Consider the following 23692-nt stretch of genomic DNA (forward strand, 5'->3'; position numbering starts at 1 on the left):
GCTTAACACGGCTCCGGCACAGTGGTGTTCGTCGGCAGGGAAGCCCGGGAGACCGGATCCCGGCCGGCGTCACCGAACGGCGTTGCGTGCCTCCGGAGCGGCTCCCGGACCACGTGGACGTCTCGGACGCGGAAGGCCCTGACCCGGCCGTGTCCATCGCGGGGACCGCCGTCGTCCCGCCCCCGGGCAACCGGGGTGCGGCGGTCCCCGCGCCACACCCTTTCCTGGGGCTCCGCCCCAGACCCCGCGCCTCAAACGCCGGCGAGGCTGGATTTGGCTGATGCCGCCCGCCTGGCACAACTCAGCCTCGCCGGCGTTTGAGGCGCGGGGGTGCGGGGGCGGAGCCCCCGAAGCGGCGCCGCGCCCGGACTTACTCGGCGGACCCCCGCCGGAAACGCTTCGTGGCGTGGATGAAGTTCACGCCCACGATGCCGCCCCAGGCGACGAGCAGGCCCGGCAGATGAGCCTGAGTAGCGGCAATGGCGGACAAGGGAATCGCCAGCACCAGCGTGATGATCGCGAAGCCGAAACGTTCACCGAAGTTCCCGTCCACCACGGCAGGACCGGCGGAGCCGCGCGCGGCGGACAGGCGTTCCTCCGCGAGTCGGCGCCGGACCTGCGTGTCGACCTTCTCGACGAACGAGTCCACCAGCGCGGACTCGTACTCCGGACCCAGCTCCCGCCGGGCGTCCAGCGTGGCGTCGAGTTCCTTCTTCAGCTCTTGGGCGTGCGCGTCCATGGCCCCACCGTAGGAACCGCCGCGGCCCCCGGCACTGGGGCTAGCCCCCGTATCCCCGCCGGGACCGTCTCGCGGACCGGCACCGGCTTGCCGAGCTGCATAACCGCATGCAGAGTGCTCCGTGACTGAATAAATCACCGGGACGGAGGGGACGGGATGAGCGACAGCCCGGCCGCGCGGTTGCAGAAGCTGTTCGAGGGCCACCGGCTGACACCTACCCAGCGGCGGATCGCGCACTGCATGGTGCGCGGAGCGGCGGAGGTGCCCTTCCTGTCGAGCGTGGAGCTCGCGGAACTGGCCGGGGTGAGCCAGCCTTCGGTGACCCGGTTCGCGGTGGCCCTCGGCTTCGACGGGTACCCCGCCCTGCGCCGGCACCTGCGCGAGGTGGCTCCGGCGGAGCGGGCGGGCGCCGCGCACGAGGACGCGTACAACGAGTACCAGCAGGCCGTCCAGGGCGAGATCGAGAACCTGCGGCAGCTGGCGGCGATGCTCGCCGACCCCGCGCCGGTCCAGGAGGCGGGCCGGCTGCTCGCCGCCTCGGTCCCGCTGCCGGTGCTGGGGCTCCGGGCGGCGTCCTCGCAGGCGCGCGGCTTCGCGTACTTCGCCGCCAAGGTGCATCCCGACGTACGGCTCCTCGACGAGGGCGGCTCGATGCTGGAGGACCGCATCGACGCGGCCCGTTACGAGGGCGCCACGGCGCTGCTCTGCTTCGCGCTGCCCCGCCACCCCCGGGAGGTCGTGGACACCCTCGAACGCTCGCGCCGGTCCGGGCTGACCGTGGTGACGGTCGCCGACTCGGTCTTCGCTCCGGTGGCCCGCCACTCGGACCTGCTGATCCCGGCGCCGGTCGGCACGGGCCTGGCCTTCGACACGGCCTGCGCGCCGATGCTGCTGGGCCGGGTCCTGCTGGAGGCGATGGCGGACGCGCTGCCGGACGCGCAGGCACGGCTGGAGGCCTTCGACGCCAGGGCCGCTGCGCGGGGCCTGTTCGTGGATTGACGCCCTGCGGCGCCGCTGCCGGGGGCTCCGCCCGGGGGCCTGCCCCGCCCCCGCACCCCCGCGCCTCAAACGCCGGCGAGGCTGGATTTGGCTGACGCCGCCCGCCTTTGAGGCGCGGGGTCTGGGACGGAGCCCCAGGAGCCCGCGCGCAGCGGTTACAGCAGCGCGTCCCGGAAGCCGCCGCCCGCCTCCGCGACGATCGCGGACAGGCTTTGCTCCGGGCGGGCCAGGCTGAAGCGGACGCCGCCCGCCGGATCCACCGTGAAGCCGTGCACCGCCGGTCGCGGCAGGCTGTTGTAGCCGTAGTGGGCGGTGAAGAAGTACGCCCCGGTGTCCGGGACGGCGATCAGGTCGCCCGGGGCCAGCCGCGGCAGCTCCCGGCCCGTGGCGAGGAGGTCGCCCGCGAAGCAGGCCGGGCCCGCGATGTCCTGGGCGACCGGGTCGCCGGTCTTCGGGCCGCCCTTCGCGTCGTACGGCAGGATCCGCAGCGGCCAGGCCGCCGGGGCGTAGACCGTACGGGTCGCCAGCTGGACCCCGGCGTGGGTGAGGGCGATGGGGCGGGCCCCGGTGGTCTTGGTGTACTCGACCCGGGCGAGGACCAGGCCGTGCTTGGCCAGCAGGGACCGGCCGAACTCCGTCACCAGGCCGTACGAGCCGTCGAACAGGGACGGGGCGGCCGCGCGCAGGGCGGCCACGTACTCCGGGTAGCCCGGGGTGTGGGCGTCCGAGGTGAAGTTCACCGGGAGGCCGCCCCCGATGTCGAGGGTGTCGATCTGCCGGCGTCCGGCCGCCGCGTTGACCGTTTCGGCCAGCGCGTGCAGTTCCCGTACGCCCTCGGCGATCAGGGGCAGCGGGACGCCCTGGGAGCCCGAGTGGGTGTGCAGGCGGGTCAGCCACGGCCGGTCCAGGCAGGCCCGTACCAGCCATGCGCGCGCGCCGGGATCGCGCAGCGGGACGCCGAACTTCGAGGTCGCCGTGGCGGTGGACAGCGCGTCGATGGCGCCCGCCCCGGTCTGCGGGTTGATCCGGATCCCGACCGGGGACCGGGTGGGCGCGGCGGCGACGAGCGCGTCGAGGCGTTCCAGCTCCTGCCGGTTGTCGGCGTTGACGGCGATGCCCAGGGCCAGGGCCTCGCGCAGTTCGGCCGCCGTCTTGGCGGGGGAGTCCAGGACGGTCCGCTCGGGCCCCACCCCGGCCGCCCGGGCCAGGGCCAGTTCGCCGGGGCTGGCCACCTCGCAGCCGAGACCGGCGTCGGCGAGCAGCCGCAGCACCGGGACGAGCGGGGCGGCCTTGACGGCGAAGGCGTGCAGGACGGGGGTGCCGGGTGGCAGTGCGGCCGCGAAGGCGCTGGTCAGGGCGGCGGCCGAGGCGCGGATCCCGGCCGTGTCCAGCAGGCAGGTCAGCGGCTCGGCGGTGTCGGCCCCGCCGACGAGGCCCTGCTCGACGGCGGCCCGTACGGCCCGGTCGCGGCGCGCGGCGGCGCCTTCCGGGTCCGTCGGCGTGTGCGTCTCGGCAGCCATGCCCGCCATCCCATCATCCGACGCCGCCGCCCGCAGCTGTTGACTGAATCTATTCAGGGCGGGAGGATGTGAATAGATTGACCAACATCGGAGGAGGCACCGCCATGTCAGGACCCCGCCCCGTACGGGCCGCGCGAGGCACCGAGCTCAGCACCCTGGGATGGCAGCAGGAGGCCGCGCTGCGGATGCTCCAGAACAACCTCGACCCCGAGGTCGCCGAGCACCCCGACAAGCTGGTCGTCTACGGCGGCACCGGCAAGGCCGCCCGCGACTGGCGCTCGTACGACGCGATGGTCCGCACGCTGCAGACCCTCAAGCAGGACGAGACGATGCTGGTCCAGTCCGGCCGCCCGGTCGGCGTGATGCAGACCCACGAGTGGGCGCCGCGCGTCCTGCTCGCCAACTCCAACCTGGTCGGCGACTGGGCCAACTGGGAGGAGTTCCGCCGCCTGGAGCAGCTGGGCCTGACCATGTACGGCCAGATGACGGCCGGTTCGTGGATCTACATCGGCACCCAGGGCATCCTCCAGGGCACCTACGAGACCTTCGCGGCCGTCGCGGCCAAGAAGTTCAACGGCACCCTGGCCGGGACCATCACCCTCACCGCCGGCCTCGGCGGCATGGGCGGCGCCCAGCCGCTGGCCGTGACGATGAATGACGGCGTCGCGATCTGCATCGACGTCGACCCGCGCGCCATCGAGCGCCGCATCGAGCACCGCTACCTGGACGTGAAGGCCGACAGCCTCCAGCACGCCCTCCAGCTGGCCGTCGAGGCCCGCGACGCCCGCAAGCCGCTCTCCATCGGCCTGCTCGGCAACGCCGCCGACCTGCTCCCGCAGATGCTGGCCGAGGGCGCGCCGATCGACATCGTCACGGACCAGACCTCCGCGCACGACCCGCTCGCCTACCTGCCGACCGGCGTTGCCTTCGAGGACATGGCCTCCTACGCGGCCAAGGACCCCGCCGGCTTCACCACCCGGGCCCGCGAGTCCATGGCCACGCACGTCGAGGCCATGGTCGGCTTCATGGACGCGGGCGCCGAGGTCTTCGACTACGGCAACTCCATCCGCGGCGAGGCCCAGCTGGCCGGCTACGACCGCGCCTTCGCCTTCCCCGGTTTCGTCCCCGCCTACATCCGGCCGCTGTTCTGCGAGGGCAAGGGCCCCTTCCGGTGGGCCGCCCTGTCCGGCGAGGCGTCCGACATCCACAAGACCGACAAGGCGATGCTGGAGCTCTTCCCGGAGAACGAGTCCCTGCACCGCTGGATCAAGATGGCGGGCGAGCGCGTCCACTTCCAGGGCCTGCCCGCGCGCATCTGCTGGCTCGGCTACGGCGAGCGCGACAAGGCCGGCGAGCGCTTCAACGACATGGTCGCGAGCGGTGAACTGGCCGCCCCGCTGGTCATCGGCCGCGACCACCTCGACTGCGGCTCGGTGGCCTCCCCGTACCGCGAGACCGAGGCCATGCTCGACGGCTCCGACGCCATCGCCGACTGGCCGCTGCTCAACGCCATGGTCAACGTCGCCTCCGGCGCCTCCTGGGTCTCCATCCACCACGGCGGCGGCGTCGGCATGGGCCGCTCCATCCACGCCGGCCAGGTCACGGTCGCCGACGGCACCCCGCTCGCCGGCGAGAAGATCCGCCGGGTCCTCACCAACGACCCGGGCATGGGCGTCATCCGCCACGTCGACGCGGGCTACGACATCGCGGAGTCCGTCGCGGACGAGCGCGGGGTCCGCGTCCCGATGCGCGAGGGCGACGACGCGTGACCTTCCACGAGATGTGGGCCGAGCTCGCACCCATCGGCAGGAACGCCGACACCGGCGGGTACCGCCGGTACGCCTGGAGCGGGGCCGACACCGACTGCCGGACCTGGTTCCAGGCCCAGGCCGAGGCGCGCGGGCTGACGTACGAGACCGACCGCAACGGCAACCAGTGGGCCTGGCTCGGCGACCCCCTCGCGGGGGACGCCGTGGTCACCGGCTCCCACCTGGACTCCGTCCCCGACGGCGGGGCCTTCGACGGCCCCCTCGGGGTGGTGTCCTCCTTCGCGGCCCTGGACGAACTCCGCAGGAGGGGTGCGGAGTTCGCCAGGCCCCTGGCCATCACCAACTTCGGTGACGAGGAAGGGGCCCGCTTCGGCCTCGCCTGCGTCGGCTCCCGGCTCGCCGCCGGACAGCTGACCAAGGAGAAGGCGTACGAGCTGCGCGACGCCGACGGCATCGCCCTGCCCCAGGCCATGGAGGCCGCAGGCTACGACCCCGAGGCCATCGGGGCCGACCCCGAACGCCTCGGCCGCATCGGCGCCTTCGTCGAACTGCACGTGGAACAGGGCCGGGCCCTGGACCTCTCAGGCGACCGGGTCGGCATCGCCTCCGCGATCTGGCCGCACGGCCGCTGGCGGTTCGACTTCCGCGGTGAGGCCAACCACGCCGGCACCACCCGCCTCGTGGACCGCCGCGACCCGATGCTCACTTACGCGGCGACCGTGCTGGCCGCCCGGACCGAGGCGGCCCTCGCCGGGGCGGTCGCCACCTTCGGGAAGATCTCCGTCGAGCCCAACGGGGTCAACGCGATCCCGTCCCTGGTGCGCGGCTGGCTCGACTCGCGCGCCGCCGACCAGGCCACCCTCGACACGGTCGTCACCGCCATCGAGAAGGCCGCCCACGAGCGCGCCGGCCAGGACGGCATCGACCTCGCGGTCGTCCGGGAGTCCTTCACCCCGGTCGTCGAGTTCGAGCACGCCCTGCGCGACGAGATGAACCGGATCCTGGGCGGGTCCGTCCCCGTCCTCGGCACCGGGGCGGGACACGACGCCGGAATCCTCTCCGCGGCCGTCCCGACCGCGATGCTGTTCGTACGGAACCCGACCGGCGTCTCCCACTCCCCGAAGGAGTTCGCCGCCGAGGACGACTGCGTGGCCGGAGTCCTCGCCCTCGCCGACGTACTGGAAGGACTCGCATGCAGTTGAAGGGGCACGCGGTGACTGCGCACAGGACGTACTGGCTGGAGCACGCCTGGCTCGGCACCCACGTCGAGCCGGGCGTTGCCCTGGAGGTGGCGGAGGACGGGCGGATCGCCGCCGTGCGGACCGGGGTCGAGACCCCGCCCCCGGGCGCGGAGGTCCTGCGCGGCCTGACCCTCCCGGGCCTGGCCAACGCGCATTCCCACGCCTTCCACCGCGCGCTGCGCTCCACCGTCCAGGTGGGCAGCGGCACCTTCTGGACCTGGCGCGACTTCATGTACAAGGTCGCCCAGAATCTCACCCCGGACAGCTACTTCGCGCTCGCGCGCGCCGTCTACGCCGAGATGGCGCTGGCGGGCATCACGAACGTCGGCGAGTTCCACTACGTCCACCACGCCCCCGGCGGCGCCCCCTACGCCGACCCGAACGCCATGGGCGAGGCCCTGATCGAGGCGGCCGCCGCGGCCGGCATCCGCATCACCCTCCTGGACACGGCGTACCTCTCGGCCGGATTCGGGCGGGCGCCCGACCCGCACCAGCTGCGCTTCTCCGACGGCACCGCCGAGGCGTGGGCGGAGCGGGTCGGCGCGCTGAAGCCCCGCGAGCACGCCCTGATCGGCGCGGCGATCCACTCGGTGCGCGCCGTGCCCGCCGGCCAGCTCGCCACCGTGGCCCGCTGGGCCGAGGAGCACCAGGCCCCCCTGCACGTCCACCTCTCCGAGCAGACCGCCGAGAACGACGCCTGCCAGGCCGCCCACGGCCGCACCCCCACCCAGCTCCTCGCCGACCACGGGGTGCTCGGCCCGCGCACCACCGGCGTCCACAACACCCACCTCACCGACGCGGACATCGCCCTCCTGGGCGGCACCACCACCGGCACCTGCATGTGCCCCACCACCGAACGCGACCTCGCCGACGGCATCGGCCCGGCGGTCCGCCTCCAGCAGGCGGGCAGCCCGCTGTCGCTGGGCAGCGACAGCCACGCCGTGATCGACCTGTTCGAAGAGGCCCGCGCGATGGAGCTGAACGAGCGCCTGCGCAGCCGTACCCGGGGCCACTGGACGGCGAACGCCCTGCTGTCGGCGGCGACCGCCGATGGCCATGCGGCGCTCGGCCGGCCCGACGCGGGGCGCCTGGAGCCGGGCGCGCTCGCGGACTTCACCACCGTCGCGCTGGACTCCGTACGGACGGCCGGTCCACTGCCGCGGCTCGGCGCCGAGACCGCGGTCTTCGCCGCGACGGCGGCGGACGTCCGCCACACGGTCGTGGGTGGCCGCCACATCGTCCGCGACGGCGCCCACAGCCTGGTCCCCGACGTCCCGTCCGCCCTCGCCGAGTCCATCGCCGCCCTCCGCGCCTGACCGCAACGCCTGCGGCGGGCCTTCTCCCCACCCCGCCCCTTCCCGAACTGGGGCTCCGCCCCAGACCCCGCTCCTCAAACGCCGGAGGGGCTGAATCTTTCAGCCCGTCCGGCGTTTGAGGACCGGGTCCGGGCAGAGCCCGGTTTCGGGAAGGGGCGGGGTGGGGGACAGGCAAGCCCCGAGAGGAACCCATGACCACCACCGCAATCACCAACATCGGCAGCCTCGTCACCAACGACCCCGCCCTGGGCGACGGCACCCCCCTCGGCCTGATCCAGGACGCGGCCGTCGTCATCGAGGACGACAGGATCGCCTGGGTCGGCCCCACCGCACAGGCCCCGCCGGCGGACACCGCGTACGACGCGGCCGGCCGCGCCGTCATCCCCGGCTTCGTCGACTCCCATTCGCACCTGGTCTTCGCCGGCGACCGCACCGCCGAGTTCAACGCCCGGATGTCGGGCCGCAGTTACTCCGCCGGAGGCATCCGCACCACCGTCGCCGCCACCCGCGCCGCCACCGACGACGAGTTGGAGGCCAACCTGGTCCGTCACCTCGGCGAGGCCCGCCGCCAGGGCACCACCACCTTCGAGACCAAGTCCGGTTACGGCCTCACCGTCGCCGACGAGGCCCGGGCCCTGCGCATCGCCGCCGCGCACACCGAGGAGGTCACCTACCTCGGCGCGCACATCGTCTCCCCCGACTACGCCGAGGACCCGGCGGCCTACGTGGCCCTGGTCACCGGCGAGATGCTGGAGGCCTGCGCCCCGTACGCCCGCTGGGTGGACGTCTTCTGCGAGAAGGGCGCCTTCGACGGGGACCAGGCCCGCGCGATCCTCACCGCGGGCGCCGCCGCCGGGCTGATCCCGCGCGTCCACGCCAACCAGCTGTCCTACGGCCCCGGCGTGCAGCTCGCCGTGGAGCTGGAGGCCGCCTCCGCCGACCACTGCACCCACCTCACCGACGCGGACGTGGACGCCCTCGCACAGGCCGCCGCGACCACGGTCGCCACCCTGCTGCCGGGCGCCGAGTTCTCCACCCGCGCCCAGTGGCCCGACGCCCGCCGCCTGATCGACGCGGGCGCCACCGTCGCCCTCTCCACGGACTGCAACCCCGGCTCCTCCTACACGAGTTCGATGCCCTTCTGCATCGCCCTCGCCGTCCGGGACATGCGCATGACCCCCGACGAGGCCCTGTGGTCGGCCACCGCCGGCGGCGCCCGCGCCCTGCGCCGCGGCGACATCGGCGCCGTCACCCCCGGGGCCCGCGCCGACCTGGCCCTCCTCGACGCCCCCAGCCACGTCCACCTCGCCTACCGGCCCGGCGTCCCGCTCGTCTCCGCCGTCTGGCAGCGGGGCGTACGGGTGGTCTGAACGCGCGGAAACGGCTGAAACCGTGCGGCCGACGGGCCGCTGATCCGGGCTGTCCTTTGTCTTCCCTCCGTAAGGTCCCGGGCGTACCTTGAGCCACCAATCTGATGTGTCGTCAGTAACTTGTGGCCCGAGGGGAAGACGAAGGTGTCCAACCGGAAACGCTCCACCGCGCTCGCGCTGGCCTCCGCGCTGGCCGGATCGGCGGTACTGCTGGCCGCCCCCGCGGCGCACGCCGCCGTCGTCGACGTGGCCTACGACTGCAAGACCCCGATCGGGGACAAGTCGGCGGTGTCGCCCATCGACATCAAGGCCGTCAAAGAGGGCGACGGCTACAAGCTGACGATGTCCTTCCAGAAGGGCGTCTCGTCCAGCCCCATCGAGCTCGGCAAGGGCGCGATGAACCCCAGCGCGGTCATCCTCGTCGACGGGGCCGAGAAGGTCTCCGTACCGGTGTCCGGCCCGCCCAACCCGGAGGCCGCACCCGCCAACACCCCCATCAAGATCACCGACCTCTCAGGCACCTACACGCCCAAGAAGAGCGGCAAGGTCACCTTCACCGCCGGGGTGCTCACCATCAAAGCCATGGGCACCACGACCACCTGCACCCCCGGCAACAGCCCCGGACCGGCCCTGGAACTGGACGTCACCGCCCCCGCCGGCAGCGTCCCGCCGCCCGGCGGCGAGGGCCCCGGCACCCTCCCGCAGACCGGACCCACCGACTCCGCCCTCGCCCTCGGCACCCTCGGCGCCACCGTGCTGCTCTCCGGCGCCGCCGGCGTGCTCTGGCTGACCCGGCGCGGTGGGCGGGCCCGGTCCTGAACGGAGCACCCCCGGCCATGCCCGTGCTCCACGCCCTCAAGCGGCACGTCCGCCTCCTCGTGCCGCTCCTCACCGCTGCCGCGCTGTACGCGGGCTCCGCGCAACCCGCGACGGCGGACGAACCCGGCTGGACCGCCGAACCCGCCGCCGGAACGGCCACCTCCAGGCCCGGTGGCGCCCGCCCGTACTTCTACCTCGCGGGCACCCCCGGCACCGTCCTGGAGGACCGCCTCGCCCTGGCCAACACCACCGACCAGGAGCGCACCGTCACCCTGCGCGCGGCCGACGCCTACAACACCGCCGACGGCGCCCTCGCGGTACGCCCCGCCGCACCCCCGGCCGGGGCCGCCGCCGGGGCCGGATCGTGGATCAGCTTCGGGACCGGCACCACCGTGCGGATCCCGCCCCGCACCCGGGCCGTGGTCCCCTTCACCGTCACCGTGCCGCCCGCCGCCCCGCCCGGCGACCACCCCGCCGCGGTGGTCGCCACCGAAGCCGGCCGCGAGGCGGGCGTACGGGTCCACCTGCGCGTCAGCGGCCCCGCCCTGGCGGCCCTCACCGTCGAGGACGTCGCCGTCCGGGGCCGGGGCTCCGCCGCGGAGGTCGCGTACACCCTGGTCAACCGCGGCAACGTGGCCCTCGCCCCCGAGCTGGAGATCCGCGCGAAGGGCCGCCTCGGCGAGGTGCCCGGCCGCGCGGCCCGCGCCCTGCCCCTCGAACTGCTCCCGGGCCAGCGGGTCGAGCTCACCGAACCCTGGCCCGGCGCCCCCGTCCTCGACCGGGTCGACCTCACCCTCACCGTCACCGCCCCCGGCGGCGCCCGGGCCACCGCCGGCGCCTCGGCGTGGTTCGTGCCCTGGGGGATCGCGGGCTGGACGGGCGCCGGGCTGCTCCTCCTCGGCGGGACCACCGCGGCCGCCCTGCTCCTCGTACGCAGGCGGGCCCGTACGGGGACGCCGCCGGACCAGGCGCCGGACCCCGAGCGCGGCAGCCGCGCACCGGAACACGAACTGACGGGAGTATCCAGGTGAGTGCCAAGGCCGGCGCCGGCATCCGATCCGGAGCCACCGGAAGGCTCGGGGCCCTCCTCGCGGCGGGGCTGGCGGTGTGCGCCCTGGCCCTGCTCCCGGCGGCCCCGGCCGCCGCCGACGAGGGCAAGCCCGCCGTGACCCTCTCCCTCCAGGAGGCCGCCAAGGGCACGGAGATCACCGTCACCGGCACCGGCTGGCGGGCCAAGACCCTGGTGATGCTGCTGGTCTGCGGGCAGAACATGATCGGCGGCACCAACAGCTGCGCCAACGCCGACGGGGCCGCCGTCTCGGTCGCCGACGACGGGCGCTTCGCCGCCCAGCTGCCGGTGGTGGAGCCCCCCAAGCCCTGCCCCTGCGTCGTCAACGTCACCTCGGTCAACGGCGACCAGTCCACCGTCGCCGTCCCCCTGAAGATCACCGGCCATCCCGTCGCCGAGCTGCCCGCCGAATCCGGTACCCCGCGCCTCGCGATGCTCACCGGGGTCCGGCTGAAGGGCGAGGACGGGGTGCTGACCTGGTTCGGCTCCCCGCCCGGCCGGAAGTTCACGGTCACCGTCGGCAACCTCGGCTCCGCCCCGGTCAAGGACCCGGTCTTCCAGCTCGGCACCGCCCACGGGGTGTTCGCCCCGCTGTGGGAGGAGGTCCGGTGGAAGGGCACCATCCCGCCGGGCGGCAAGGCCGAGATCGCGCTGGACGTGGCCCTCACCGCGGGCGCGTACGGGGACTACACGATCTCCCTCAAGTACGGCGAGACGGTCCTGGCCACCCAGCCCTGGGGCGTGGACCGCCCGTACGGGGTCCTGCTCTTCTGGGGCCTGCTCCTGGTGGTCGTCCCGGCCGCGGTCTTCCGTACCGGCATGGCCGTCGTCGACAGGGTCCGCCCGCGCCGCCCCGCGCCCCCCGGCCGCCACCGGGGCACCCGGCTCCCGGAAGCGGCGGCGGCCGTGACGGCCCGGCTGCCCCGCGTACGGCCCGGAGGCCTCGGCGTACGGGGATCCGCGCCGGCCCGCTCCGCCCCCTCGGCGGAGCCCCCCGAGACCCCCACGGCGGTCCTGCCGTGGTTCACCCCGGACAGCGCGCCGGAGACAGCACCACAGACGTCCGCACCGTCTGAGAACCGTTCGACGACGAAGGGACATACGTGAAAACCCAACGGAGGGTGAGCGCGGCCGCGGTCGCGCTGCTGCTCGGCGGCGCGGGTATCGCCATCTCGGCTTCTCCCGCCCTGGCCGGCGAGGCCACGTACAAGGTCAAGTGCGTTCCCCCGGCGGGCGGTGGCGACCCGGTCGAGGGAACGACCACCGCCAAGATCACCGCCCCGGCCACGGCCAAGGTCGGTGACGAGGTCGACGTGGTCTGGGAGACCGTCAAGCCCGCCTCGAACAACACGGACCTGATGGACATCCCGCAGGACGCGGTCCAGCCCACCGGCTGGATCGCGCTGGGCGGGGGGATGGGCGAGCTGAAGGTGGTCGGGGAGAAGAAGAACCCGCCGATCCCCAAGAAGGCCCCCATGGTCATGTCGCCCATGAAGGGCAAGCTGAAGCTCACCAAGGCCGGCAAGATCACCCTGACGCCCGGCAAGTACGACGTGGCCGTGACCTTCTCCTTCGGCACGTTCGTCACCAAGTGCGCCCCGCAGGGCGAGGTGAGCGCCGGGGCCACCATCGACGTGTCGGCGGGCTCCACGGCCGGTGGCTCCACCGCCACCGGTGGCACGACGGGCGGCGGCTCCACCTCCTCCGGGGGCGCCACCACCTCGGGCGGTTCCACCTCGGGCGGTTCCACCAGCTCCGGCGGCACCACCAGCGGCGGAGGCGGCGGCCAGACCGACTTCCCGGGCAAGGCCGTCGAGGTGGCCTTCGACTGCGGTCCGGTCGTCCCCGGAGGCATCAAGACCCCCGTCACGATCAACGCCAAGAAGAACGGCGGCAAGTACGACCTGACGGTCAAGACCGCGAAGGGAGCGATGGCCGCGCCCATGGCGCTGCCCGCGGGGGCCCTCAAGCCCTCGATGAACGTCAAGCTGGGCGGCGCCGACAGCGGCACGGTCAAGGTGGCCGGCCCGGCCAACGCGGAGCCGATCCCGGACAAGGCCCCGGTCAGCCTCAGCGACATGACCGGCACCTACACACCCGGCAAGAGCGGCAAGGTGACGCTGAGCCCGGACCAGCTGACGATCGACGTCACGATGGCCCCGGGCGCCACGCCGATCAACGTGCCCTGCAAGGCGGCCAGCAGCGGCGTCTCGCTGGAGCTGGACACCACCGCCCAGTCGGGCGGCTCCGGCTCGCCGTCCACCACGGGCAACACCTCCACCGGCCCCACCAGCTCGGGCGGGCTCGCCGACACCGGCGCCGAGGACGAGGGCGGCATCAAGGCCCTGGCCCTGGTCGCCGGCACGGTCATCCTGCTCGGCGGCGCGGTCTTCACCTTCACCCCGTGGCGCCGGCTGCGCGGCACCCGGTAGTCCGTCACGGCGGAAAGGGAACGGCCCGGCACACCTTCCGGTGTGCCGGGCCGTTCCGTCGGACGGGGCGCGAACGCGTCAGTTCATGTCGCCCATCAGCTCATTGACCTTCTTGCGGTACATGAAGATCGCGACACCGGCGAGCACGGCGGCGGTCGCCTGGAAGAGGATCACCCCGACGCCGTTCAGCTGCACCTCGGCCAGGCCGAGCAGGCCGGTGATGCAGTCACCGGCGGTGACCGCCAGGAACCAGACGCCCATCATCTGGGAGCCGTACTTCTGCGGCGCCATCTTCGTCGTGACCGACAGGCCGACCGGCGACAGGCACAGCTCGGCGAGGGTGTGCATCAGGAAGATCAGCACCAGCCACCACATGGTGACCTTGGTGTCGTTGCCGGCGGTCTGGCTCAGCGGCAGGGCGAAGACGAAGAACGAGGCGCCGACGATGATCAGGGCCACCGAGAACTTCGCGATGGTGCTGGGCTCGCGGTTCCGGCGGGCCAGGGCCACCCACACGGCGGCGAAGATCGGGGCCAGGGCCACCACGAAGAGCGGGTTCAGCGACTGGAAGATGACGGTCGGGACTTCCCAGCCGAGCAGGCTGCGCTCGGAGTTCTTGTCACCGAAGAGCGAGAGCGTCGAACCGCCCTGGTCGTAGATCATCCAGAACACGGCGGCGGCCACGAAGAACCAGATGTAGGCGCTCATCCGGCTCTGCTCGACGCTGGACAGGTCCTTGTCCCGCTTGATGCGGGTGAGGACGGCGACCGGGATGATCAGACCGGCGATGGTGATCGGGTACAGGGCCCACTTGATGGTGAACATGTCCGCCGCGACCACGGCGCCGTAGAAGACGGCGATGACGGCCAGGACGGCGAGGGCCTTGACGATCACGGCCTTGCGCTCGGCCGGGGTCAGCGGGTTCGGGACGATGCTGCTCTTCGGGCTCAGGGTGCGGCCGGCCAGCAGGAAGATGACCAGGCCGACGCCCATGCCGATGGCGGCGAGGAAGAAGCCGAGGTGCCAGTTGACGGTCTCGCCGATGGTGCCGATGGCGATCGGCGCCGCGAAGGCACCCACGTTGATGCCGATGTAGAAGATCGTGAAGCCACTGTCACGGCGCGGGTCGTCCGCGTCCTTGTACAGGTGGCCGACCATCGTGGAGATGTTGGCCTTCAGCAGACCGGAGCCGACCGCGACCAGCAGCAGGCCGACGAAGAACGCCAGCTGGCCGGGCACGGCGAGCGCCACGTGGCCCGCCATGATGATGAAGCTGGCGACGGCGACCGTCTTGCGGGCGCCCCAGACCCGGTCACCGAACCAGCCGCCGGGCATGGCCATGAGGTAGACCATGGCCACGTACACGGAGTAGATCGCCGTGGCCGTCGCCGCTGTGAAGCCGAGCCCGCCGCCCTGGCTTCCGGTCGCGGCGTCCACACCGCCGGAGACCAAGTACAGAACGAGAAGCGCACGCATGCCGTAGTAGGAGAAGCGCTCCCACATCTCGGTCATGAACAGCGTGGCCAGGCCGATCGGGTGGCCGAGGACGGTCTTCTCGTGAGCGGGGCTCGGTGAGGCCGTCGTCAGGCTGGAAGCCATGGTCGATCCTTGCTTGCTCGGGACGCTTGGCTTCGTGAGCTCATCCGCGCCCGGTGGGGGGTGGCCGGCACCGGCGACGGATGTCCCGAACCCCACGCCCTGGGGTCTCGTCCCCCGACGTGTGCGTCGGAGGCGAAGGTTCAGCCGTATCCGGGATCCACACCCTGTCGCGCACCTTCGCGCGCAGGGCCCGGCCCACAGGTCATTCACTGTCATCGAGCCGGACAGGGCAGTCCGTGGTGTCAGTCCGTCAAGACTGCCGATCCGGCCAGAACAGAAAACAGAGACCTAAGGCGCGCTTTTCGGCACAAAGGTCCCCTGGGTATTGCATCAGGCGTCTCGCCACCATACGACACGACACTGCGGCATATGGAAGGACTTGAGATATGGATCACAAGGGTTCCAGGGAACCGTCTGCCGCTATTCGAAGGTCCTTAGTACTTCATAACCCCAGATCGCGAGGGGTATGCAGGCGCGCCCCTCCTTTCACCGCTCGCGGACTACCATCACCCACATGACGCGTGTACTGCTCGCCGAGGACGACGCATCCATCTCGGAGCCCCTGGCCCGCGCCCTGCGCCGGGAGGGGTACGAGGTCGAGGTCCGGGAGGACGGCCCCACCGCCCTGGACGCGGGACTGCAGGGCGGCGTCGACCTCGTCGTCCTGGACCTGGGCCTGCCGGGCATGGACGGGCTGGAAGTCGCCCGCCGGCTGCGCGCGGAGGGACACGGCTTCCCGATCCTGGTGCTCACCGCCCGCGCCGACGAGGTGGACACGGTCGTCGGCCTGGACGCGGGCGCCGACGACTACGTGACCAAGCCCTTCCGGCTCGCCGAACTGCTGGCCCGGGTCCGGGCCCTGCTGCGGCGCGGCGCCAATGAGACCGCCCAGCCCCCCGCCACCCACGGCGTGCGGATCGACGTCGAGTCCCACCGCGCCTGGATGGGCGAGGAGGAGCTCCAGCTCACGGCCAAGGAATTCGACCTGCTGCGCGTCCTGGTCCGGGACGCGGGCCGGGTCGTCACCCGCGACCAGCTGATGCGCGAGGTCTGGGACACCACCTGGTGGTCCTCCACCAAGACCCTCGACATGCACATCTCCTGGCTGCGCAAGAAGCTCGGCGACGACGCCGCGAACCCCCGCTACATCGCCACCGTCCGCGGCGTCGGCTTCCGCTTCGAGAAGAGCTGACCGCCCGGCCGCAGTGTCGGCTAGACGAGTGAGTCCGAAGTGGCGTCGTCCGCCCGCAGGCGCCACTTCGGACTCACTCATCTAGGGCATGCTCTAGAGCATGCGCCGCCGCCTCATCAACTCCACGCTCGCCGTGGTGCTCGTCGTGATCGCCGTGTTCGGGGTCTCCCTCGTCATCGTGGAGACCCGGACGATCACCAGCAGCGCCCAGGACCGGATCGACTCCGAGGCGCTGCGGCTCGTGGGCATCGTCGAGGCGAGCGTCCTGGAGAAGAAGCCGGTCGCCGCCGGCACGCTCGCCGAGCAGCTCGACGCCGGCCACTACGCCCGCGTCGTGATCCCCGGCCGCGAGGCCGTGGAGGTCGGGCACCGGATCGACGGCAGCGTCGTCCGCGGCACCGCACGCGGCGAACAGGGCGAGACCGTGATCGTCGAGGAGTCCCGCTCCACGGTCACCCGGGAGGTCGGGCGGACCCTCGCGGTGGTCGGCGCGGTGGCGCTGCTGGCCGTCGTGGCGGCCGTACTGCTCGCCGTACGGCAGGCGAACCGGCTGACCTCCCCGCTCACCGACCTCGCCGAGACCGCGGAACGCCTCGGATCGGGCGACCCCCGCCCCCGGCACCGGCGGTACGGGGTCCCCGAGCTGGACCGGGTCGCGGACGTGCTGGACTCCAGCGCGGAACGGATCGGCCGGATGCTGACCGCCGAGCGGCGCCTGGCCGCGGACGCCTCCCACCAGCTGCGCACCCCCCTCACGGCCCTGTCGATGCGGCTGGAGGAGATCACGGTCACGGACGACCTGGAGACCGTACGGGAGGAGGCGACGATCGCCCTGACCCAGGTGGAGCGGCTCACGGACGTGGTGCAGCGGCTGCTGACGAACTCGCGGGACCCGCGTACGGGCTCGGCGGTCCCCTTCGACCTCGACGAGGTCGTCAAACAGCAGGTGGAGGAGTGGCGCCCGGCCTACCGCAGTGCGGGCCGGGCCATCGTGCGCTCCGGGAAGCAGGGCGTACGGGCCGTCGGCACCCCCGGCGCGGTCTCGCAGGTGCTGGCGACGCTGGTGGAGAACGCCCTCATGCACGGCGGCGGCACGGTCGCGCTGCGCACCCGGGTGATCGGGAACCAGGCGGTGCTGGAGGTCACGGACGAGGGGCCGGGAGTCCCGCCGGACCTCGGCAACCGGATCTTCGAGCGGGCCATCAGCGGCCGCAACTCCACGGGCATCGGCCTGGCGGTCGCCCGGGACCTGGCGGAGGCCGACGGAGGCCGACTCGAGCTGCTCCAGGCGGAGCCGCCGGTGTTCGCGCTGTTCCTCAGCCGCACCGCGCCGGACCGGACCGAACCGGAGACCACGGTCCGCTGAGGCGTGAGGCGTGAGGCGCGAGGCGTCTGGCGGGACGGGACTTGCTCGACTAGTTGTTCGCCGGCTCCGGCTCGGGCAGGGGCTGCGGCCGGGGTTCGGGCCTCGGCAGCGGAGCCGGCTCGGGTATCGGCTCGGCCGGTGAGTCCGCCGCGGGGACCGGCAGGGCCTTGAAGACCCAGGTCCGGTAGGACCAGAAGCGGAAGACGGTGGCGGTGCCGATGCCGACGAACTTGAAGGCGTTGCTCGCGACCGGGCCGTCCCAGCCGAAGCCGTAGGTGGCGGTGTACAGCACGCCGTTCTCGATGACCAGGCCGATCGCGCTGAAGGCGGCGAACAGGGTCAGCTCGCGGGTGCGGCCGCTCTGCGCGCGGTCCCGGTAGGCGAAGTACCGGAAGCCGAGGTAGTTCGTGGCGATGGCCACCACGGTGGCTATCACGCTCGCGCGGACCACCTGGAGGTCGGTCGTGTGGCGGATCAGGTTGAAGACGCCCAGGTTGACCAGTACGCCGAGGCCGCCGACCGCCCCGAACTTGGCGACCTCTCGAATGAGGCCGCGTACGCGTTCGACGGCGGAACCGTTCCCCGGAGTGCTCATCTGATGGTTCAGTCCCTGTCGGTCACCGCCCCGCGCGGGGACGTCCGGATCATCGTCAACCCACTCATCGTAAGTGTCCCCCCTGTGGTCCGTCTGTTCCATGGAGCCCCTTGCGACGCACGGCACACCGGCGGGTCCGCGCCAGGGCTGCGCCCGGGTGCGTCCTGATGGCCGAATACCGGCGGATACCCTGGAGGAGTGACGTTCCCGGTAGTCGGCATGGTCGGCGGCGGACAGCTCGCCCGCATGACCCACGAGGCGGGTATCCCCCTCGGAATCAAATTCAAGATCCTCAGTGACACCCCAGAGGACTCGGCGGCCCAGGTCGTGAGCGACGTCGTCATCGGCGACTATCGCGATCTGGAGACCCTGCGCGCCTTCGCGCGCGGCTGTGACGTGATCACCTTCGATCACGAGCACGTGCCCACCGAACACCTCCGAGCCCTGGAAGCGGACGGCATCCCCGTCCGCCCGGGGCCCGACGCGTTGGTGCACGCCCAGGACAAGGGGGTGATGCGCGCCAAGCTCGACGAGATCGGCGCGCCCAGCCCCCGCCACCGGATCGTGCGCGATCCGGCGGACGTGGGCGCCTTCGCACAGGAGGTGGGCGGTTTCCCGGTCATCCTCAAGACGGTGCGCGGCGGATACGACGGCAAGGGCGTGTGGTTCGTCCGCACCCCCGAGGATGCGGAGGCCCCGTTCAAGGCGGGCGTCCCGGTCCTCGCGGAGGAGAAGGTCGACTACGTCCGCGAGCTCGCGGCCAACATCGTCCGCTCCCCCCACGGCCAGGCGGTGGCCTACCCCGTCGTCGAGTCCGTCCAGGTGGACGGGGTCTGCGACACGGTGATCGCCCCCGCTCCGAACCTCTCGGAGGCGCTGGCCGGCGAGGCCCAGGCGCTGGCCCTGCGCATCGCCAAGGAGCTCGGCGTGACCGGCCACCTGGCCGTGGAGCTGTTCGAGACCACCGACGGGCGCATCCTCGTCAACGAACTGGCCATGCGCCCGCACAACAGCGGCCACTGGACCCAGGACGGGGCGATCACCTCCCAGTTCGCCAACCACGTACGGGCCGTCCTCGACCTGCCGCTCGGCGACCCGCGCCCGCGCGCCCGCTGGACGGTCATGGCGAACGTGCTGGGCGGGGACTACCCCGACATGTACGCCGCGTACCTGCACTGCATGGCCCACGATCCGCAGTTGAAGATCCACATGTACGGCAAGGACGTGAAACACGGCCGCAAGGTCGGTCACGTCAACACCTACGGCGACGACCTGGACGATGTGCTGGAGCGCGCACGTCACGCGGCCGGCTACCTCAGGGGAACGATCACCGCTTGACCTCGCCTCTTCCCGGAAGGGAAGAGGCTCCCACCCTCACGGGTGGGGCTTCCTGCTTCACCACGGACCGCCCCGACCGAGAGGGGGACTCCCGATGAGGTCTTGCATCCGCTCCACAGGCAGCAACCGCCAGCCCGGCGGCCAGAAGATTGATTGCGGCGTTCCGGTCCCGGTCGTGGGTGGTTCCGCAGATCCCGCACGTCCAGTGACGGACGTCAAGGGGCATCGGGTCTGCGAGGGCCCCGCAGGTCGAGCACAGGCGTGTACTGGGGAACCACCGGTCGACGATGATCAGCTCGCGCCCGTACCAGGCTGTTTTGTACTCCAGCATCGAGCGCAGCTCACGCCAGGCGGCGTCGCCGATGGCGCGCGCGAGCTTGTGGTTCCCCAGCATGTTCTTGACGGTCAGGTCCTCAATCACGAGCGTTTGGTTTTCGCGCACGAGACGAGTCGTCAGTTGATGCAGGTGATCCCTGCGGCGGTCCGCGATTCTGGCGTGGATCCTCGCCACTCGGATACGGGCCTTGGCCCGGTTGTTGCTGCACTTCTCCTTCCGCGACAGCGCTCGCTGGGCGCGCGCCAGCTGCTCCCGGTCCCTGCGCTCATGCTTGGGGTTCCGGATCTTCTCGCCGGTGGACGGATCCCCACCTGCGGGCAGGGGTCGGGACCATACGATGTCCAGCGGTTCCGGCACCTTCGCGAGCGTCAGGCGGCCGTTGGTGTACCGGAACGCACTGCGTGTGTACTCGGCAGAGGCCCGGGATCCCCGCTTCGACTTGAAGCGGGGATACTTCGCACGCTTCCCCCAGAATCCCGTAAACGCGCTCTGCAGGTGCCGCAGCGCCTGCTGAAGCGGAACCGAGGACACCTCAGCCAGATACGCCAGCTCTTCGGTCCGCTTCCAAGCCGTGAGCAGCGTCGACGTCTGACCGTAGCCAACCCGCTCCCCGCGCGTCCGTGCTTCTGTGCGGGCGGCGAGGGCCAGGTTGTAGACCTTCCGCACACATCCGAACGTCCGCTGCAGCTCAATTGCCTGCGCGTCCGTCGGATAGAAGCGGTACTTGAACGCCCGCTTCACGGAAGAAGAAGTCCCCACGCCCCGGACGCTAGGGGCGGTCACGATCCGAACACAAATACAGGTCATAGCATCACGGAGCGGCACATCGCCGTTGCGCGGCTCCAAGCCACGGATGCGTTTCCTGCCCCGGCTGCAGCCGGGGTTTCTCAAGCAAGGAGATAGGGATGAGCACGTCCTCCGCCGGTCCCGTCATCGGCATCGTCATGGGTTCGGACTCGGACTGGCCGGTCATGGAGGCCGCCGCCCAGGCCCTCGACGAGTTCGAGATCCCGTACGAGGTCGACGTCGTCTCCGCGCACCGGATGCCGCGCGAGATGATCGCGTACGGCGAGCAGGCCGCCGACCGCGGCCTGAAGGCGATCATCGCGGGCGCAGGCGGGGCCGCCCACCTGCCCGGCATGCTCGCTTCGGTCACCCCGCTGCCCGTCATCGGCGTGCCGGTGCCGCTGAAGTACCTCGACGGCATGGACTCCCTGATGTCGATCGTCCAGATGCCGGCCGGGGTTCCCGTCGCCACCGTCTCGGTCGCCGGGGCGCGCAACGCCGGACTGCTGGCCGTACGCATCCTCGCCGCCCACGACACCGAGCTGCTGGCCCGGATGCGGGACTTCCAGCAGGAGCTGAACGACCAGGCCACCGAAAAGGGCAAGCGGCTGCGCACGAAGGTCGCGGGCGCGGACTCCTTCGGATTCGGCAAGTGAGCGCGGCGCAGCGCCTGGCCGAGGCGCGTGAGCTGCTGGCCGAGCACCCCGTCGTGGACGGCCACAACGACCTGCCCTGGGCGCTGCGCCAGCAGGTGCGCTACGACCTCGGCCGGCGGGACATCGCCGCGGACCAGAGCGGGCGCCTGCACACCGACATCCCGCGGCTGCGGGCCGGCGGGGTCGGCGCGCAGTTCTGGTCGGTGTACGTCCGCTCCGACTACGCGGGCGACGAGGCGGTCAGCGCCACCCTGGAGCAGATCGACGCCGTCGCCCAGCTGATCGACCGTTACCCCGGCGACCTGGTGCGGGCCCTGACGGCGGACGACATGGAGGCGGCCCGCGCCGACGGCCGGATCGCCTCGCTGATGGGTGCCGAGGGCGGCCACTCCATCAACAACTCCCTCGCCACCCTGCGCGCCCTGCACCAGCTGGGCGTGCGGTACATGACGCTCACGCACAACGACACGATCGACTGGGCGGACTCGGCGACCGACGAGCCGCGCCACGGCGGCCTGACGGACTTCGGCCGCGAGGTCGTCCGCGAGATGAACCGCGTCGGCATGCTCGTGGACCTCTCGCACGTCGCCGCGACGACGATGCGGGACGCGTTCGCGGTCTCCGAGGCGCCGGTGATCTTCTCGCACTCCTCCGCCCGGGCGGTGTGCGAGCACCCGCGCAACGTTCCGGACGACGTGCTGGAGCTGCTCCCGGCCAACGGCGGGGTGGCGATGGCCACCTTCGTACCGAAGTTCATCCTGCCGGCCGCGGTGGAGTGGACCCTGGCCGCCGACGAGAACCTGCGCGCGCACGGCTTCCACCACCTGGACACCACGCCCGAGGCGATGACCCTGCACCGGGCCTTCGAGGCGCAGCGCCCGCGGCCGGTGGCCACGGCCGCCACGGTCGCCGACCACCTCGACCACATGCGCGAGGTCGCGGGCGTCGACCACATCGGCATCGGCGGGGACTACGACGGCACGGCCTTCACCCCGGCCGGTCTGGACGACGTGGCGGGCTACCCCAACCTGATCGCGGAACTGCTGGCCCGCGGCTGGTCGAAGGCCGACCTGGCGAAGCTGACCTGGTCGAACGCGGTACGGGCACTGCGCGACGCGGAATCGGTCGCCCGCGACCTGTCGGCCACCCGGGGCCCGTCGAACGCGGTGCTGTAGCCCCGCCGTCGGGTGCGGCGCCGCTGCGGGGGCCCGCCCCCGAGTCCCCGCGCCTCAAACGCCGGCGAGGCTGAGTGCGCCTCCGGCGTTTGAGGCGCGGGGTCTGGGGCGGAGCCCCAGGGCCCAGCCACGGCAAGGGCCGCCACCCGAACGCCACACCCGCCGGGCGGCAATCGCGTCCCACGTGTCACGGTGGCAGCACCTCTCCCTGCTGCCGCCGAGACCGGAGCGATTGCCATGGCCGACCTGCAGGATGAACGACCCGACGCGGGCCACGTCCCCGTCGGCCCCGGCTCCCTCGGAGCCGAGGACATCCCCGCCACGACGGCGTTCAGCGCCCTCGACCGGGCCACCGCGCTGCTGTCCGTCCATCCCGTCGCGGACGGGTGCAACACCCTGGTCTGGACCCTGCGCCAGAGCCCGTACCACGACATCGACACCCCGGACACCGGGGTCGACACCGACATCCCCCGGCTGCGCGCCGGCGGGGTGGGGGCCCAGTTCTGGTCGCTGCTGACCCCGCACGCGGCGCCCGCCGCCGACCAGGTGGTCTCCGACACCCTCGAACAGATCGACGTGGCGCTGGCCCTGATGCACCGCTACCCCGACAGCCTCTGCCTCGCGCTGAGCGCCGACGACCTGGCGGACGCCCGCAACCGGGGCCGCATCGCCTCGTTCCTCGGACCCGTGCCCGGCCGCGCCCTCATCGACTCCCTGGGTGCGCTGCGGGCCTTCCACGCACTGGGCGTACGGATCCTCGCGCCCGCGGGAGCCCCCTGGGCGCAGGAGGGCCTCACGGCCTTCGGCCACGAGGTGGTCCGGGAGGCGAACCGGCTCTCGGTGCTGCTGGACCTGGCCGGCTGCTCGTCGGCGGCGGCCTGCCAGCTCGCGGGGGCCTCCAAGGCCCCGGTGATCATCTCGAACACGGCCGCGGCGGCGCTGAACCCGCACCCGGGGAACGTGACCGACGAGGTGCTGCTCGCGCTGCACGCGGCGAACGGCCTGGCCATGGTCACCTTCGACACCGCGCGGACCGGGGACTCCCTGCACGCGGTGGCGGACCACGTCGAGCACGTACGGGCCGTCGCGGGCCCGGACTGCGTCGGCCTCGGCGCCGCCTTCGGTGCGGAGCCGGGCAGCCCCCGCCCGTCCGGCCTGACCGACCCCTCGGGCTACCCGAGGCTGATCGCGGAACTGCTGGACCGGGGCTGGCCGGAATCCGACCTGGCCCTGCTGACCTGGGGCAACGCCCAACGGGTCATCCGCGACGCGGAATTCACCGCCCGCGCGGCCCAGCACCGCAGGACCAGCCCTTCCTGACGGGCAAATCCAGCCCCGCCCGGGGGTCCCCCCCCGGACGGAGTCTGGGGGAGT

At 72.4% G+C, this 23692-nt stretch carries 20 protein-coding genes; 15 read left to right on the plus strand and 5 right to left on the minus strand.

All coding sequences use genetic code 11. From position 1 onward, the window contains the following. Window positions 1–370: 370 nt before the first annotated feature. Window positions 371–739, minus strand: a complete 369-nt coding sequence (locus OG447_RS11225; protein ID WP_266936343.1) for a hypothetical protein — start codon at window positions 737–739, stop codon at window positions 371–373. Window positions 740–895: 156 nt separating this feature from the next. Here OG447_RS11225 and OG447_RS11230 point away from each other — a divergent pair, with 156 nt between their 5' ends. Further along, window positions 896–1738 (plus strand): MurR/RpiR family transcriptional regulator, encoded by an 843-nt coding sequence (locus OG447_RS11230; RefSeq protein WP_266936344.1) that lies wholly within the window; start codon window positions 896–898, stop codon window positions 1736–1738. 155 nt (window positions 1739–1893) lie between these two features. Here the strand turns inward: OG447_RS11230 and OG447_RS11235 are convergent, their stop codons facing one another. Continuing rightward, on the minus strand, window positions 1894–3258 hold the full coding sequence (locus OG447_RS11235) for a diaminopimelate decarboxylase (protein ID WP_266936345.1): 1365 nt from the start codon (window positions 3256–3258) through the stop codon (window positions 1894–1896). Window positions 3259–3362: 104 nt separating this feature from the next. On the opposite strand from OG447_RS11235, the gene hutU reads away from it, so the two are divergent. The 8 genes from hutU to OG447_RS11275 all read left to right on the plus strand — a co-directional run bounded on the left by hutU (window position 3363) and on the right by OG447_RS11275 (window position 13274). Beyond that, window positions 3363–5027 carry a urocanate hydratase gene (gene hutU / locus OG447_RS11240; RefSeq protein ID WP_266936346.1) on the plus strand — a complete coding sequence of 555 codons (1665 nt, stop codon included), beginning with the start codon at window positions 3363–3365 and terminating at the stop codon, window positions 5025–5027. An 11-nt stretch (window positions 5028–5038) separates the two neighbouring features. Then, window positions 5039–6229, plus strand: a complete 1191-nt coding sequence (locus OG447_RS11245) for an allantoate amidohydrolase (protein WP_266938832.1) — start codon at window positions 5039–5041, stop codon at window positions 6227–6229. Between the two features lie 11 nt (window positions 6230–6240). Next, a complete protein-coding gene (locus OG447_RS11250) occupies window positions 6241–7584 on the plus strand; it encodes a formimidoylglutamate deiminase (RefSeq protein ID WP_266936347.1) in 1344 nt (447 codons plus the stop codon). Window positions 7585–7775: 191 nt separating this feature from the next. Then, the gene (gene hutI, locus OG447_RS11255) at window positions 7776–8954 is read left to right on the plus strand and encodes an imidazolonepropionase (protein WP_266936348.1); all 1179 of its coding nucleotides are present in this window, start codon (window positions 7776–7778) and stop codon (window positions 8952–8954) included. Window positions 8955–9098: 144 nt separating this feature from the next. Further along, entirely contained in the window at window positions 9099–9773 is a 675-nt protein-coding gene (locus OG447_RS11260; protein ID WP_266936349.1) for an LPXTG cell wall anchor domain-containing protein, read from the plus strand. Between the two features lie 17 nt (window positions 9774–9790). Further along, window positions 9791–10804: a hypothetical protein gene (locus OG447_RS11265; protein ID WP_266936350.1), complete on the plus strand. Its 1014-nt coding sequence runs from the start codon at window positions 9791–9793 to the stop codon at window positions 10802–10804. A 68-nt stretch (window positions 10805–10872) separates the two neighbouring features. Next, window positions 10873–11949: a hypothetical protein gene (locus OG447_RS11270; protein ID WP_266938833.1), complete on the plus strand. Its 1077-nt coding sequence runs from the start codon at window positions 10873–10875 to the stop codon at window positions 11947–11949. 14 nt (window positions 11950–11963) lie between these two features. Further along, complete coding sequence (locus OG447_RS11275) at window positions 11964–13274, plus strand: hypothetical protein (RefSeq protein WP_266936351.1); 1311 nt, start codon at window positions 11964–11966, stop codon at window positions 13272–13274. Between the two features lie 78 nt (window positions 13275–13352). Here OG447_RS11275 and OG447_RS11280 read toward each other — a convergent pair whose 3' ends face one another. Next, window positions 13353–14873 carry a peptide MFS transporter gene (locus OG447_RS11280; RefSeq protein WP_266936352.1) on the minus strand — a complete coding sequence of 507 codons (1521 nt, stop codon included), beginning with the start codon at window positions 14871–14873 and terminating at the stop codon, window positions 13353–13355. A gap of 514 nt (window positions 14874–15387) precedes the next feature. On the opposite strand from OG447_RS11280, the gene OG447_RS11285 reads away from it, so the two are divergent. Together OG447_RS11285 and OG447_RS11290 are read left to right on the plus strand one after the other, a co-directional pair. Continuing rightward, window positions 15388–16065 (plus strand): response regulator transcription factor, encoded by a 678-nt coding sequence (locus tag OG447_RS11285; RefSeq protein ID WP_215139424.1) that lies wholly within the window; start codon window positions 15388–15390, stop codon window positions 16063–16065. A 100-nt stretch (window positions 16066–16165) separates the two neighbouring features. Beyond that, a complete protein-coding gene (locus OG447_RS11290) occupies window positions 16166–17431 on the plus strand; it encodes an ATP-binding protein (RefSeq protein ID WP_266936353.1) in 1266 nt (421 codons plus the stop codon). 49 nt (window positions 17432–17480) lie between these two features. Here OG447_RS11290 and OG447_RS11295 read toward each other — a convergent pair whose 3' ends face one another. Then, window positions 17481–18026, minus strand: a complete 546-nt coding sequence (locus tag OG447_RS11295) for a GtrA family protein (protein ID WP_266936354.1) — start codon at window positions 18024–18026, stop codon at window positions 17481–17483. Window positions 18027–18245: 219 nt separating this feature from the next. Between OG447_RS11295 and OG447_RS11300 the strand changes: the two genes are divergently transcribed. Then, on the plus strand, window positions 18246–19364 hold the full coding sequence (locus tag OG447_RS11300) for a 5-(carboxyamino)imidazole ribonucleotide synthase (protein ID WP_266938834.1): 1119 nt from the start codon (window positions 18246–18248) through the stop codon (window positions 19362–19364). On the opposite strand, the gene OG447_RS11305 is transcribed toward OG447_RS11300, so the two are convergent. Further along, a complete protein-coding gene (locus OG447_RS11305) occupies window positions 19354–20460 on the minus strand; it encodes an RNA-guided endonuclease TnpB family protein (RefSeq protein WP_266936355.1) in 1107 nt (368 codons plus the stop codon). The two genes, OG447_RS11300 and OG447_RS11305, sit on opposite strands and share 11 nt — an antisense overlap. Before the next feature lie 146 nt (window positions 20461–20606). Here OG447_RS11305 and purE point away from each other — a divergent pair, with 146 nt between their 5' ends. The 3 genes from purE (at window position 20607) to OG447_RS11320 (ending at window position 23638) form a co-directional block, all read left to right on the plus strand. Then, on the plus strand, window positions 20607–21143 hold the full coding sequence (gene purE, locus OG447_RS11310; RefSeq protein WP_266936356.1) for a 5-(carboxyamino)imidazole ribonucleotide mutase: 537 nt from the start codon (window positions 20607–20609) through the stop codon (window positions 21141–21143). Next, entirely contained in the window at window positions 21140–22318 is a 1179-nt protein-coding gene (locus tag OG447_RS11315) for a dipeptidase (protein WP_266936357.1), read from the plus strand. The genes purE and OG447_RS11315 overlap by 4 nt, the downstream gene beginning before the upstream one ends. Before the next feature lie 237 nt (window positions 22319–22555). Next, window positions 22556–23638 carry a membrane dipeptidase gene (locus OG447_RS11320; RefSeq protein WP_266936358.1) on the plus strand — a complete coding sequence of 361 codons (1083 nt, stop codon included), beginning with the start codon at window positions 22556–22558 and terminating at the stop codon, window positions 23636–23638. Window positions 23639–23692 lie beyond the last annotated feature (54 nt).

Origin of the sequence: Streptomyces sp. NBC_01408 (assembly GCF_026340255.1) — a bacterium.
Taxonomy (GTDB): domain Bacteria; phylum Actinomycetota; class Actinomycetes; order Streptomycetales; family Streptomycetaceae; genus Streptomyces.

What these genes read in the sequence shown, in the direction of transcription:
- OG447_RS11225 (WP_266936343.1), bottom strand. Translation starts at nt 739, where the DNA reads ATGGACGCGCACGCCCAAGAGCTGAAGAAGGAACTCGACGCCACGCTG.
- OG447_RS11230 (WP_266936344.1), top strand. Translation starts at nt 896, where the DNA reads ATGAGCGACAGCCCGGCCGCGCGGTTGCAGAAGCTGTTCGAGGGCCAC.
- OG447_RS11235 (WP_266936345.1), bottom strand. Translation starts at nt 3,258, where the DNA reads ATGGCTGCCGAGACGCACACGCCGACGGACCCGGAAGGCGCCGCCGCG.
- hutU (WP_266936346.1), top strand. Translation starts at nt 3,363, where the DNA reads ATGTCAGGACCCCGCCCCGTACGGGCCGCGCGAGGCACCGAGCTCAGC.
- OG447_RS11245 (WP_266938832.1), top strand. Translation starts at nt 5,039, where the DNA reads ATGTGGGCCGAGCTCGCACCCATCGGCAGGAACGCCGACACCGGCGGG.
- hutI (WP_266936348.1), top strand. Translation starts at nt 7,776, where the DNA reads ATGACCACCACCGCAATCACCAACATCGGCAGCCTCGTCACCAACGAC.
- OG447_RS11265 (WP_266936350.1), top strand. Translation starts at nt 9,791, where the DNA reads ATGCCCGTGCTCCACGCCCTCAAGCGGCACGTCCGCCTCCTCGTGCCG.
- OG447_RS11280 (WP_266936352.1), bottom strand. Translation starts at nt 14,873, where the DNA reads ATGGCTTCCAGCCTGACGACGGCCTCACCGAGCCCCGCTCACGAGAAG.
- OG447_RS11285 (WP_215139424.1), top strand. Translation starts at nt 15,388, where the DNA reads ATGACGCGTGTACTGCTCGCCGAGGACGACGCATCCATCTCGGAGCCC.
- OG447_RS11290 (WP_266936353.1), top strand. Translation starts at nt 16,166, where the DNA reads ATGCGCCGCCGCCTCATCAACTCCACGCTCGCCGTGGTGCTCGTCGTG.
- OG447_RS11295 (WP_266936354.1), bottom strand. Translation starts at nt 18,026, where the DNA reads ATGAGCACTCCGGGGAACGGTTCCGCCGTCGAACGCGTACGCGGCCTC.
- OG447_RS11300 (WP_266938834.1), top strand. Translation starts at nt 18,246, where the DNA reads ATGGTCGGCGGCGGACAGCTCGCCCGCATGACCCACGAGGCGGGTATC.
- purE (WP_266936356.1), top strand. Translation starts at nt 20,607, where the DNA reads ATGAGCACGTCCTCCGCCGGTCCCGTCATCGGCATCGTCATGGGTTCG.
- OG447_RS11320 (WP_266936358.1), top strand. Translation starts at nt 22,556, where the DNA reads ATGGCCGACCTGCAGGATGAACGACCCGACGCGGGCCACGTCCCCGTC.